10 protein-coding genes and 1 pseudogene are annotated in these 12,960 nt (G+C 69.8%); 4 read left to right on the top strand and 7 right to left on the bottom strand.

Going from position 1 to position 12,960, the window contains the following annotated elements; translation table 11 throughout:
• The first annotated feature begins 151 nt into the window (after positions 1 to 151).
• The 3 genes and pseudogenes from ACZ4XD_RS20095 to ACZ4XD_RS20085 form a co-directional block, all read left to right on the top strand.
• Positions 152 to 370, top strand: a complete 219-nt coding sequence (locus tag ACZ4XD_RS20095) for a hypothetical protein (RefSeq protein ID WP_085922571.1) — start codon at positions 152 to 154, stop codon at positions 368 to 370.
• 34 nt (positions 371 to 404) lie between these two features.
• Positions 405 to 2,093, top strand: a complete 1,689-nt coding sequence (locus tag ACZ4XD_RS20090) for a DUF6895 family protein (protein ID WP_468043825.1) — start codon at positions 405 to 407, stop codon at positions 2,091 to 2,093.
• A 63-nt stretch (positions 2,094 to 2,156) separates the two neighbouring features.
• Positions 2,157 to 2,363, top strand: a pseudogene (locus ACZ4XD_RS20085) (sphingomyelin phosphodiesterase); the annotation flags it as partial.
• A 24-nt stretch (positions 2,364 to 2,387) separates the two neighbouring features.
• On the opposite strand, the gene ACZ4XD_RS20080 reads toward ACZ4XD_RS20085, so the two are convergent.
• From ACZ4XD_RS20080 to ACZ4XD_RS20065, 4 genes are all read right to left on the bottom strand, one after another.
• Positions 2,388 to 3,038, bottom strand: a complete 651-nt coding sequence (locus ACZ4XD_RS20080; RefSeq protein ID WP_042161059.1) for a response regulator transcription factor — start codon at positions 3,036 to 3,038, stop codon at positions 2,388 to 2,390.
• Positions 3,002 to 4,276 (bottom strand): sensor histidine kinase, encoded by a 1,275-nt coding sequence (locus ACZ4XD_RS20075; RefSeq protein ID WP_468043823.1) that lies wholly within the window; start codon positions 4,274 to 4,276, stop codon positions 3,002 to 3,004. The genes ACZ4XD_RS20080 and ACZ4XD_RS20075 overlap by 37 nt, the downstream gene beginning before the upstream one ends.
• Positions 4,266 to 5,168 (bottom strand): lysostaphin resistance A-like protein, encoded by a 903-nt coding sequence (locus ACZ4XD_RS20070; RefSeq protein WP_468043821.1) that lies wholly within the window; start codon positions 5,166 to 5,168, stop codon positions 4,266 to 4,268. The genes ACZ4XD_RS20075 and ACZ4XD_RS20070 overlap by 11 nt, the downstream gene beginning before the upstream one ends.
• Positions 5,169 to 5,382: 214 nt before the next feature.
• On the bottom strand, positions 5,383 to 6,843 hold the full coding sequence (locus ACZ4XD_RS20065; protein WP_468043819.1) for an amino acid permease: 1,461 nt from the start codon (positions 6,841 to 6,843) through the stop codon (positions 5,383 to 5,385).
• Between the two features lie 421 nt (positions 6,844 to 7,264).
• Here ACZ4XD_RS20065 and ACZ4XD_RS20060 point away from each other — a divergent pair, with 421 nt between their 5' ends.
• On the top strand, positions 7,265 to 8,023 hold the full coding sequence (locus ACZ4XD_RS20060) for a MerR family transcriptional regulator (protein ID WP_468043817.1): 759 nt from the start codon (positions 7,265 to 7,267) through the stop codon (positions 8,021 to 8,023).
• Between the two features lie 36 nt (positions 8,024 to 8,059).
• On the opposite strand, the gene ACZ4XD_RS20055 is transcribed toward ACZ4XD_RS20060, so the two are convergent.
• The 3 genes from ACZ4XD_RS20055 to ACZ4XD_RS20045 form a co-directional block, all read right to left on the bottom strand.
• Positions 8,060 to 10,264, bottom strand: coding sequence for a 3-hydroxyacyl-CoA dehydrogenase NAD-binding domain-containing protein (locus ACZ4XD_RS20055; RefSeq protein WP_468043815.1), 2,205 nt, complete (start codon positions 10,262 to 10,264; stop codon positions 8,060 to 8,062).
• Positions 10,265 to 10,298: 34 nt separating this feature from the next.
• Positions 10,299 to 11,513, bottom strand: a complete 1,215-nt coding sequence (locus ACZ4XD_RS20050) for an acetyl-CoA C-acetyltransferase (protein ID WP_398823883.1) — start codon at positions 11,511 to 11,513, stop codon at positions 10,299 to 10,301.
• A 65-nt stretch (positions 11,514 to 11,578) separates the two neighbouring features.
• Positions 11,579 to 12,721: an acyl-CoA dehydrogenase family protein gene (locus ACZ4XD_RS20045; protein WP_468043919.1), complete on the bottom strand. Its 1,143-nt coding sequence runs from the start codon at positions 12,719 to 12,721 to the stop codon at positions 11,579 to 11,581.
• Positions 12,722 to 12,960 lie beyond the last annotated feature (239 nt).

Raw genomic sequence — 12,960 nt, 5'->3', positions numbered from 1 at the left:
TTCACCTCCACGAGTGGTTTTTTCGCCACGTAAACCTCTGAGCTGGGACGGCCAAAATCACCACTTACCCCAATAGACACAGATAGTGACATCGAGGATACGGAACGCGACACTCGCACTGTTCATCCGAACCACCCGAAAGGAGCAACTCATGTCCTGTCCCCCGCCCTGTCCGCCACCGGTCGATGCCCGTAAGGCACTCGACTTTCTGCGGACCAGCGGACTCGTCGACCTCACCGTTCCGCTACAGCGAGTCGTCGACCAGGTCAGCCAGCTCGACGATGTGGCCGGCTACGTACTCGCCTGGGAGCGGTACGTGCTCGTAGTCGCCAACCAGGTCGCGGAAGACGACTCCGCCGCGGGCAGCTGAGCCATTGATCACGCCGATCGCCGGGAGGCATTGAGTGAACACGACGCAGCCCGGTGACGGTTCGTCACAAAGGCGCGCGGTGGAGACCCAGGCGGTCGCCTGGCTCGCTGCGCGCCGCACTCTGATCGATCCGGCCGAAGCCGCCACGGACCGGGTGCTGTTCGCCCGCAAGGCCCTCATCGAGACGGCGTTCCTGGTGGGGCTGCGGGCCCGCCTCGACCCCGAACCCCTCGACGGCGACTACGCGGCCCTCCTCGACCAGGTCGAGGAGATCGCGGCCCGCCCCTCCTACCGGGAACTGATCGCCCGGGACGAGGCCGCCCTCCTGCTGTACGCGGGAACCTATGCGGCCCTCCGGCTCTGCGGACGTGAGGACCCGGAGTTCCGGCGGCTGATCACCCAGGCCGCGGAAGGCGGCTATGCGGCGGTCTTCGAGCGGATTCCCTACCGGCAGCTCGATCTGCTGCACACCCTGGAGCTGTGCGGTGTGGCGCATGCCCTGCCCGCCATCGACGAGGTCCTGCCGTTCACCCTGCTCTGCAACCGTCCGAACGTCCTCAAGCTCACCGATCGCGACATCTACGCGATCACCCACACGCTCTTCTACGCCACGGACTTCGGCCTCCGCGAGCCCCGCTGGCCGCGGGACTTCGATCCGGCCGCGGCAGTGGAACTGCTCGAAGCGCTCCTCGTCCTCACCCTCGGCCAGGAGAACGCCGACCTGGTCGGGGAGCTGCTGTGCTGCCTTCTCTGCCTGGGCATCCGGGACTCCGAGGAAGCCCGCCGGGCCTGGGAGTTCCTCATGGCGGTACAAGAGGCCGACGGGCGGGTCAACGGGCCGCCGGGGGTGGTCCACCCCGGACTCGCCGACGGCGACGACGCGTACCGGCACTGGGCCACCGGCTACCACACCACCATCGTCGCGGCCCTGGCCGCGCTCCTGGACCGCAGTCCCCGGGTGGTGCGGCGGCCTCGGCCGTCCGTGCCGACGCCCCGCCCGGCCGTGGAGCAGCCGCTCCGGCGGGCCGTGGGGTGGCTGGCGGACACGGTCCGGCGCCACGATCCGGCCGGCTGTCTGCCCGCCGCGGCGGCCGTCGCGCATGCCGCCGAGGCCCTGGGCGAACCCGAGCTCGGCCGCCCCCTGCTGCTCGACTTCTCCGCGCGTCTCGCGGACGCGGACGCGGAGGTCTGGCAGCGGCACGGTATGGAGGTCGTCGGTGCCTTCGCGTCCGGCCTGCGGGCACACGGGATCCCCTGCGCCTCGCTCGACCTGTTCCTCAAGTCCACCGTCGCCGCCGTCGAACTCCTGGACCGGGTGCCGCCGCAGGCGGTGCGCAACATCCAACGCCTGGTAAGTCTCGGGCTGTTGGCCCCGCAGCGCGCGGCCGCACTGACCGGTGGGGCCGACGCGCCGCACCCGGCCCCGGAGACGACCGTCACCGACTTGCCCCGCGCTTGGAAGGACTATCACCTGGGGCAGATCGCCGGCTTCATCCGGGACTCGGCCCGCACCGGACAGGCACAGCACCGCATCACCCGCGACGCCGTCTCCTTCCTCCTCGCCCAGCAGAGCCCGTGCGGCGCGTTCGGCAGCCCGGCCTGCGACGAACCGGCAAGCCGGGAACGGGCGTTGCTGTCCTGGACCCGGAGCGCCGTCACCGCGCTGGCCGCCGTACACACGGCCTGCGGCGCGGCGCCCACGAGTCCGCGGCCCTGCCCCTGACCCGGAACACCGGCCTCATCGGCAAGAGCTTCGGTCTGTCCATCTCGTGCCCACCAGACGGTGAACTCCGTCGCGAAGTACCGCTACCCGGACGACCCCCGCGAGGACCTGGACCACCTCCTGTTCCGCAACGGCCACGCCCGTCCCGCCGGATGGCGGAACACCGTGGTCAAGGAGGAGTCGGCGCCCTGGACCGTCTCCAGCTGGGGCAAGGACTACACGTACACCAATCTCTCGGATCACTACCCGGTCGTGGGTACCGTCGGCTAGTTAGCTTGCGGTGGCGCGGGCGGGTCAGCGCTTGAGATAGGCCAGGACGGCCAGCACCCTGCGGTTGTCGTCCGCCGACGGGCTGATCCGGAGCTTGGTGAAAATGCTCGCGGTGTGCTTGGCGACGGCGCTCTCGCTGATGTGCAGGCCGGCGGCGATGGCGGCGTTGGACCTGCCTTCGGCCATCAGCTCCAGGACGTCCCGCTCGCGCTGCGTCAGGCTGCCGATCGTGCCACGGGCATCACTGCGCAACAGCAGTCTGGAGATCACCTGAGGGTCCATCACGGTGCCTCCGGCGGCCACGCGGCGGACCGCGTCGATGAACTGCTCGGTGTGGGTCACCCGGTCCTTGAGCAGATATCCGACGGCGCCCTCGCCCCCGGCCAGCAGCTCGTTCGCGTACAGCTGCTCGACGTACTGGGAGAGGATGAGGACGGGAAGTCCGGGCCGCCGGCGACGCGCTTCGAGTGCTGCTTGCAGGCCCTCGTCGGTGAAGGTCGGCGGCAGCCGCACATCGACCACGGCGACATCCGGTGCCGCGTCCCCGTCATCGAGCAGCGCGCGCAGCAGGGACGGGCCGTTGTCCACCGCGATGACCTCGCAACCGTGTTCCTGAAGGGTGCGTACCAGCCCGTCTCTCAGGAGGAAGAGGTCTTCGGCGAGGACAACGCGCACGGAATCTCCATCGTCACGGTGGTCGGCCCGCCCTGCGGACTGTGCAGGTCGAGAGTGCCATCGAAGGTATCCAATCGCTGTCGCACGCCGGCCAGCCCGGTGCCCCGTGCGGGGTCGGCGCCGCCGTGACCGTCGTCGGTGACGGTGGCGCGCAGCAGGCCGTCCTCGTAGGTCAGGGCGATGCCGACCTCACGTGCCCCGGAGTGCTTCGCCGCGTTCGCCAGCGCCTCGCTCACCGCGAAGTAGGTGGCGGACTCGACCGGCGCCGGGGGCCGGCCCGGCAGCCGGGTCTCGACGTGGACATCGAGGAAGCTGTCGAGCGCCAGCGACCGGACGGCGTCGCCCAGGCCCCGGTCGGCGAGGACCGGTGGGTGGATGCCGTGCACCAGGTCGCGCAGGTCCTGCAAGGCCCCCTCGGACGTCCGGCGGACGTCCAGCAGGAGCTCGCGTGCCGCCGCCGGGTCCGTCTCCAGCAGGCGCGTGGCCCGGTCCAGCGTCATACCCAGGGCGACCAGCCGGGCCTGCGCCCCGTCGTGCAAGTCCCGCTCTATGCGCCGCAGTTCGGCGGCCTGAGTGTCCAGGGCCCTGGTACGGGTGTCGGTGAGCCGCTCGACCCGCCGGGCGAGCCGGCTGCTGCGCGGTGCGGACAGCAGCGGCCGGCGCATCCGGGTGTGCAGCCGGAGCGTGGCGGGCGCGGCCAGCAGTCCGACGGCCAGGAAAACGAGGCCCAGCACCAGCGCGGCACACATGGTCGCGGTGCTGTGCACGGGGACGAACGCGTACCAGTTGCCGTCGTCGAGGAGCCGCCAGATGAACGGCTGCACCAGCGCACCGAACACCCCGTACTCGACCAGGGCGAGGGGCACGGCGACGAGGAGCCCGCCGGCCACCGGCTCCAGCCAGGCCCACGCCAGGTCGCGCCAGAAGCCCTCGTCAGCGATGATCGCGCCCGACCGCTTGCGGGCGTTGAGGGCACGGTCCAAGGGCAGCGGTTCCGGTGGACCGATAGGGACGCCCGTCCACCGGTCGGCGCGGGCACGGGAACGATCGGACAGTGCACGCAGGGCCCGCGCGGTGGGCGGCAGCAGCAGGAAGCCCACGCCCACGGGCACCAGCAGCAGGGCGAGGACCACCAGTGCGCCCACCGCCGACACCGCGAGGGCGTGCAGGCTCGCCAGCTGGCACCGGCCGAGGGCGACACCGGCGCGGGCGGCGACCGCACGTGGCTTATCGAACATCGTCCATGATCGGAGGGATCCTAGCCGGTGCCGCCCCCGCCCTCCGCGGCCTGCCGACGCTCGTCCACGTCCACGTCCAGAGGCCGGCCGCTGCCAGGCACGAGGCGCCGAACATCACCATGGGAAGCACCGCGCCGGACTCCTCATCCATGAACAGCAGCATGCCGAGGTTGATCAGGGCGTGAAAGCCCGCCGCGAGCGGCAGCCTGGCAGCCCGCACCCCGTCCAGGGCCCACCCCATCACGACCGACATGGACACCGCCGCCATCATGAACGCCCCCGCGTACACGGGGTGTTGGGCGAAGACCTGGACGTGCCAGACGCCCCACGTCACGCCCACCGCCACCGATGCCGCAAGCGGGCCGAAGCGGGTGCGCAGCAGCGGCTGGAGGAAGCAGCGCCATCCGATCTCCTCGCCGCACGCGCCGATCAACTGCGCCACGGCGATCAACAGAATCGGCGCACCCGGCCGCGTGGCACCCACGTCCCCGGTGAACACCGCGTACGCCCCGACGCTCACCGCGATGATCAGCGGCGCCGTGACGAGCAGCAGCACGCCCTGACCGCTGCGGCCCGGCACGGGGCCGGCGAGCACTTCCCGCACCCGCCCCGGCCACAGCACCGCGGCAAGCCCCACCCCGAGCGCGGGCCCGAACTGTGTCAGCTGAATGACCTCACCGGGTATCCCGGTCACGGGCTGAAGCGCGCCCAGCGCCCCGGCCGCCAGAAACGCAACGGCGAGGAACAGGGCCATCGCCCTGACGTCGACAGGCTTGCTCGGCACGGCGTCTTTGCTCGGCATGGCGTCTTTGCTCGGCACGGCGTCTTTGCTCGGCACGGCATCTTTGCTTGGCATGACAACGACGATGCCGTCCGACGGGCCCGCCGCCATTGCGTCTGGGTGCCGGGCGGGGGTGTACCCAGGTACACCTGTGGCCCTTCCGGCGGGGCCGTCCGCTCACTATTCGCTGACCGGCGGCTGAGTGGCGGGCCGGGCACCCGGCCACCGCCTCATGCCCCGGAAGCGCCAAGGCGAAAGGGCGGTCGCGGAGGCATTCCGGCCTCCGCGACCGCCCTTGATGACGCAGGCGTCCGCTGGTGCGTGACTACTTCGAGAGCTCGCGCTCCGCGGCGATCCGGGCGACCCGGCCGCGTACCGCGAACCAGCCGCCGACCAGCGCGATGGCGAGGACCGGGATCAGCATCACGGTCTGCCGGCCGACGCCGTCGTCGAACCACATCAGGACGATGACGCCGAGCAGGAAGGCGATGGTGGCGATATCGGTGACCGGCGTGCCGGGGAGCCGGAAGCGCGGCCGCTCGACCAGGCCCTCCTTCGACCGGCGCACGAACACCATGTGGCAGACCATGATCGTGCACCAGGTGCTGATGATGCCCAGCGCCGCGATGTTCAGCACGATCTCGAACGCCTCGCCCGGCATGACGTAGTTGAGGCCGACACCCAGCACACACACCGCGGAGGTGAGCATGATGCCGCCGTACGGCACCTGGTTGCGGTTCATCAGGCCGGCGAACTTGGGCGCCGAGCCCGCCATCGACATGGAGCGCAGGATGCGGCCGGTCGAGTAGAGCCCGGAGTTCAGGCTGGACATGGCCGCGGTCAGCACCACGAGGTTCATCACATCGCCGGCCGCCGGCACACCGACGTTGGACAGCACCGTCACAAAGGGGCTCTCGCCGCCGACGTACTTGTTCCACGGCAGCAGCATCGCGAGCAGGATCACCGAGCCGACGTAGAAGACGCCCACCCGCCACATGATGGAGTTGACGGCCTTCGGCACGACCTTCTCCGGCTCACCGGTCTCACCGGCGGTCACACCGACCAGCTCCACCGCGGAGTAGGCGAAGACCACGCCCTGGAGCACGATCACCACGGGCAGCAGACCGGTCGGGAAGATCCCACCGTGGTCGGTGAGCAGGTCCAGCCCTGGTGTGTGCCCGCCGACCGGGTGCTGGGTGGCCAGCAGGAAGATGCCGATGAACATGAAGACGACCAGCGCCGCGACCTTGATGATCGCGAACCAGAACTCCAGCTCACCGAAGATCTTCACCGAGATCAGGTTCACGGTCAGCACGACCGCGAGCGCGATGAGCGCCATGACCCACTGCGGGATGTCGGTGAACAGGCTCCAGTAGTGGGTATAGAGCGCGATCGCGGTGATGTCGGCGATACCGGTCGTCGACCAGTTCACCACGTACATCCAGCCGGCGACGTAGGCGCCCTTCTCGCCGAGGAACTCACGGGCGTACGAGACGAAGGAACCGGACGACGGGCGGTGCAGCACCAGCTCGCCCAGGGCCCGTACGACGAAGAAGGCGAAGAGGCCGCAGACCGCGTAGGCGATGGCCAGCGCCGGGCCGGCGGAATGCAGTCGACCACCGGCACCCAGGAAGAGGCCGGTACCGATCGCCCCACCGATGGCGATCATGTTGACATGCCGGCCCTTGAGGCCCTTGCTGTAGCCCGCGTCGCCCGCATCCTGCTGCGCGCCGCTCCCCCCGTCAGGTGACCTGTGGGCTGTCTCGGTGACGGTTTCTGTGCTCACTGCTGGTGTATCTCGCTTTCGGGCAGGCGCTGAAGCCATGGCCTAGAAGTCCCGCAGATCGCGTGGACGGCCGACGGCACACCTTCCCTGAAGAGCCCCTCTCCGTCTGTGGGCAAGATCACAGCGTGTATAGGCCATGCAAGATTTGTCCGTATTTGAAGTGAATTTCCCGGCGCATCAATTTCAAGAGGGGCATCAGTTCACCCGATTCCGGACTCCACTTCCCGCCCGGCAAGGAGGATTTCTTGACCTGTTCGGATTGATGGAGACGTGCATTTTGCTTTCGTGACAAGTCACGCCGCCTCGGCCCGTCCGATGACCGCCGGCCGTACCGGTCCACTCCGGCCCGGTCCGCGCGGAAGGTTTCATCACAGCGGGCGGAAGGTTTCACAGGAGTGGTGAGACAGCAATACTGTTCAACATGATGGAGCCCGCCACCGACCTGACGGTCGACGAACTGGCCGCCCGCGCCGGCGTCACGGTCCGTACGATCCGCTTCTACAGCACGCGCGGTCTGCTGCCACCGCCGGAGATCGGCCCCCGCCGGGTCGGCCGCTACGGTCCGGACCACCTCTCCCGGCTCGCCCTGATCGAGGAGCTCCAGCACCAGGGCCTGACGCTGTCCGCGATCGAACGCTATCTGGAGCAGCTGCCGCCCGATCTGAGCGCCCAGGATCTGGCCATCCACCGGGCGCTGGTGGCGAGTTGGATTCCGGACAAGGCCGAGGACGCCACCCGGGAGCAGCTGGAGCGGCGGGTCGGCCGGGCGCTGACCGAGGAGGATCTGGACCGGCTGGCGGCCATGAGTGTGCTCGTACGGACCGACGATCCCCGGGTCTTCCGCGTCGACCCGGGGCTGCTGCACCTGGGCACCCGGCTGCTGGACGTCCCGATCTCCCTGGAGACCATCCTCACGGCGCGCAGCGTGGTCATCGAGCACACCCGCACGGCGGCCCGGGAGCTCAGCCGGCTCTTCAAGGACGAGGTGTGGGAGCCGAACCGGGGCGGCGGGCCGGACGAGGACGAGATGGCGCGGATGAAGTCGCTCTCGGCCCATATGCAGCCGATGGTGGTGCAGGCACTGGTGACCGCCTTCCAGCGGTCGATGAAGCAGGAGCTGCGGGAGTCGTTCGGCATGGAGGGCGACCGGAACCAGGGCGGCCACACTCCCGAGGGGTGACGGGGGCGGGCCGCCGGGGCCCGCCCCCATGACCGGTCAGTCGCTGAACTTCTCGCCCTTCCCGGCCTTCTCCACCAGCAGCGCGGACGGCGCGAACCGGTCTCCGTAGGCTTCCTGGAGCTCGCGGGCGCGGGCCACGAATCCCGGCAGGCCGACCTGTTCCTCCCGCCCCGGACCGCCCTGGTAGCCGTTGATGTACTGGATCACACCGCCGGTCCAGCCCGGGAAGCCGATGCCGAGGATGGAGCCGATGTTGGCGTCCGCGACGGAGGTGAGCACGCCCTCCTCGAAGCAGCGGACGGTGTCCAGAGCCTCGGAGAAGAGCATCCGCTCCTGCATGTCGATGAACGGAATGCCGGCGTCCTTCTTGGTGAAGTGCTCGCGCAGCCCCGGCCACAGTCCGGTGCGCTTGCCGTCCTCGCCGTATTCGTAGAAGCCCCCGCCACCACTGCGGCCGGGCCGGCCGAACTCGTCGACCATCCGGTCGATGACCGCGTCGGCCGGATGCGGCTGCCAGCTGCCGCCGGACTCCACGACCGCCCGCTTGGTCTCCTCGCGGATCTTGCGCGGCAGGGTGAGGGTCAGCTCGTCCATCAGGGACAGCACCTTGGCCGGGTAGCCGGCCTGGGCGGCGGCCTGCTCGACGGAGACCGGGTCGAGGCCCTCGCCGATCATCGCCACGCCTTCGTTGATGAAGTGGCCGATGACACGGGAGGTGAAGAAGCCGCGCGAGTCATTGACGACGATCGGGGTCTTCTTGATCTGGCGGACCAGGTCGAATGCGCGGGCCAGTGCCTCGTCGCCGGTCCGCTCGCCCTTGATGATCTCCACCAGCGGCATCTTGTCGACCGGCGAGAAGAAGTGCAGCCCGATGAAGTCCTGGTCGCGCTCGACGCCCTCGGACAGCAGCGTGATGGGCAGCGTGGAGGTGTTGGAGCACAGCAGCGCGTCGGGGGCGACGATGTGCTGGATCTCCTTGAAGACCTTGTGCTTGAGGCCCACGTCCTCGAAGACCGCCTCGATGACGGCGTCGCAGCCCGCGAGGTCCGCCGGCTCGGCCGTGGGCGTGATGCGGGCCAGCAGCTCGTCGCGCTTCGCCTCGGTCGTACGGCCCCGGGAGAGCGCCTTGGCGAGCAGCCCCTCCGAATACGCCTTGCCCTTCTGCGCCGCCTCCAGGGAGACGTCCTTCAGGACGACCTGCATCCCGGCCCTGGCGCAGGAGTAGGCGATGCCCGCGCCCATCATGCCGGCGCCGAGGACCGCGACCTTCTCGACCTTGCGGGGCGCGATGTCCTTGGGCCGGTTGGCGCCCGAGTTGACGGCCTGGAGGTCGAAGAAGAAGGCCTGGATCATGTTCTTGGAGATCTGGCCGGTCACCAGCTCGACGAAGTAGCGCGCCTCGATGGTCTGCGCGGTCTCGAAGTCGACCTGCGAGCCCTCGACGGCCGCGGCGAGGATGTTGCGGGGGGCCGGGTAGGGCGCGCCGTTGAGCTGCTTCTTGAGGTTGGCGGGGAACGCCGGGAGGTTGGCCGCGAACTTCGGCTGGGCCGGGGTGCCGCCGGGGATGCGGTAGCCCTTGACGTCCCAGGGCTGCTGGGACTCGGGGTGCTCCTCGATGAAGGCGCGGGCCTTGTCGAGCAGCTCCTCGGGAGTGGCCGCGACCTCGTGGATCAGCCCGGCCTCCTGGGCGCGGGTGGCGTTGTACTGGGTGCCCTGGAGCAGCACCTTCAGCAGCGCGTCGGCGATGCCGAGCAGCCGTACCGTACGGGTCACTCCGCCGCCGGCGGGCAGCAGGCCGAGGGTGACCTCGGGCAGGCCGATCTTCGTGCCGGGGGTGTCGAGGGCGATGCGGTGGTGGCAGGCCAGCGCGATCTCGTAACCGCCGCCCAGCGCCGCGCCGTTGATCGCGGCGACGACGGGCTTGCCGAGGGTCTCGATGCGGCGCAGATCGCGCTTGATGCCGTTGCCCGCCTCGAAGGCCTGCTCGGCCTTCTCGGGGGTGACGGCGATCAGGTCGCGCAGGTCGCCGCCGGCGAAGAAGGTCTTCTTGGCGGAGGTGAAGATGATGCCGCGGATGCTGTCCTTCTCGGCCTCCAGGCGGTCGGCGACCGCGGTCAGGGATGCCTTGAAGGCGTTGTTCATGGTGTTGGCGGACTGGTCGGGGTCGTCCAGGACCAGGGTGACGATGCCGGTCTCGTCCTGTTCCCAGCGGATGGTCGACGACGCAGGGGACTCACTCACTGTGGCTTCTCCGTAAGGGGGATGGGACGGGCGGTCAGAGGCGCTCGATGACGGTGGCGATGCCCATACCGCCGCCGACGCAGAGGGTGGCCAGGCCGTAGCGCTTGTCCTGCCGCTCCAGCTCGTCGATCAGGGTGCCGAGGATCATCGCGCCGGTGGCGCCGAGGGGGTGGCCCAGCGCGATGGCGCCGCCGTTGACATTGACCTTGTCCAGGCTCAGGCCCATGTCCTTGACGAAGCGCAGCACGACGGCGGCGAAGGCTTCGTTGATCTCGACGAGGTCGATGTCGTCGATGGTCAGTCCGGCCTTGGCCAGGGCCTTGCGGCTGGCGGGCGCGGGGCCGGTGAGCATGATCGTGGGCTCGGAGCCGGAGACCGCGGCGGAGAGGATGCGGGCCCGCGGGGTCAGGCCGTAGCGCTCACCGACCTCCTGGGAGCCGATGGCGACGAGGGCCGCGCCGTCCACGATGCCGGAGGAGTTGCCGGCGTGGTGGACGTGGTCGATCTTCTCGACCCAGTGGTACTTCTGCAGGGCGACCGCGTCAAAGCCGCCCGCGTCGCCGATGGTGGCGAAGGACGGCTTGAGGCCGGCTAGGGAGTCGGCGGTGGTGCCCGGGCGCATGTGCTCGTCGTGGTCGAGGACCACGAGGCCGTTGCGGTCCCGTACCGGGACGACGGAGCGGTCGAAGCGGCCGTCCTTCCACGCCTCGGCGGCGCGCTCCTGGGAGAGCGCGGCGAACTCGTCGACATCGCGCCGGGTGTAGCCCCCGAGGGTGGCGATCAGGTCGGCGCCGATGCCCTGCGGGACGAAATTGGTGTCGAAGTTGGTCATCGGGTCGGCGAACCAGGCGCCGCCGTCCGAGGCCATCGGAACCCGCGACATGGATTCCACGCCGCCCGCCAGGACCAGGTCCTCCCAGCCCGAACGCACCTTGGCGGCGGCCATGTTGACGGCCTCCAGGCCCGAGGCACAGAAGCGGTTCTCCTGTACGCCGGCGACGGTGTCGGGCAGCCCGGCGGCGATCGCCGCGATCCGGGCGATGTCGGAGCCCTGGTCGCCGACCGGGCCGACGACGCCGAGCACGATGTCGTCGACGGCCGCCGGGTCGAGGCCGGGGAAGCGGCGGCGTACTTCGTGGATCAGGCCGACGACCAGGTCGATCGGCTTGGTGCCGTGCAGTGCGCCATTGGCCTTGCCGCGGCCGCGCGGGGTGCGGATCGCGTCATATACGTACGCTTCGGTACTCAAGTCAACAAGCCTTTCGCATGAGGGTGGAGGCAGGAGCGGCGGGTGGGACCGGGGGCGGTCCGGCTTCAGTCGAGCAGGGAGCGTCCGATGATCTCCTTCATGATCTCGGTGGTCCCTCCGTAGATCGTCTGGATACGGCCATCGGTAAAGGCCCTGGCCACGCGGTACTCCGCCATATAGCCGTAGCCGCCGTGGAGTTGCAGACAGCGGTCGGCGACCCGCTTGTGCAGCTCGGTGGCCCACCACTTGGCCATCGAGGCGTGCACCGCGTCCAGTACGCCGGCGGAGTGGTCGGCGATACAGCGGTCGAGGAAGGCGCGGGTGACGGCGCATTCGGTGGCCATCTCGGCTATCTCGAAGCGGATGTGCTGGAGCTTGGCCAGCGGCCGTCCGAACGCCTCGCGCTCCTTGACGTACTGGCTGGTGATCTCCAGCAGGTGTTCGGCGCCGGCGATACCGGCGACCGCGATGCCCATCCGCTCCTGGGCGAGGTGGGTCATCAGATGGCCGAAGGCGCCGTTCAGCTCGCCGAGCAGGTTCTCCTTGGGGACCCGGACGTCGTGGAAGAACAGCTCGGCGGTGTCCTGGGACTTCTGGCCGATCTTGTCGAGGTTGCGGCCCCGCTCGAAGCCCGCCATACCCCGCTCGACGACCAGCAGGCTCAGCCCGTGCGCCCCGCCCTCCGGCGTCGTCCTGGCCACGACGATGACCAGGTCGGCGAGGATGCCGTTGGAGATGAAGGTCTTGGAACCGTTGAGGACCCAGTGGTCGCCGGCGTCCTCGGCGTGGGTGCGGATGCCCTGGAGGTCGGAGCCGGCACCGGGCTCGGTCATGGCGATGGCGGTGATGATCTCGCCGCTGCAGAAGCCGGGCAGCCAGCGGCGCTTCTGCTCCTCGGTGCCGAGGGTGGTCAGATAGGGGCCGATGATGTCGTTGTGCAGGCCCACGGCGAGACCGGCGGCCCCGGCCCGGGTGAACTCCTCGGCCAGCACCGCGCTGTAACGGAAGTCGTGCTGCCCGCCGCCGCCGTACCCCTCCGGCACCGCCAGCCCCAGCAGCCCCTGTTTGCCGGCCGCCCGCCAGGCGTCCCGGCTGACGATGCCGTCCTTCTCCCACTGCTCGTAATACGGCGTCACTTCCTTGGCGAGGAAGGTCCGCACCATCTCGCGGAAGGCCTCGTGGTCCTCGGTGAAGATCTGGCGCTTCATCTGCGCGGTCATCTCTGCGGGCCCTCCCATGAGCCAGTTCTTGACGGTCTCGGTCAACTCTGCGGGCCGCGGCTCTACGGGACGGGCACGGAACCTTGTCCCGCCCACGGCCCGGGATCCCCTGGTCCGGTCGCGGACGCAGCTTCGGCCCCCGGCTCGGCCTCGACCCCGCGGGGCGGCTTCCGCTCGCGGAACGCGTCCGGGCCGGTCACTACGGGCCCGCACGGCGTCGAGGCCGG

This window comes from Streptomyces sp. NPDC029466, from assembly GCF_055574515.1.
The sequence above is the reverse complement of the archived record's forward strand: the minus strand, read 5'-3'. Positions and strand labels throughout refer to the sequence as shown.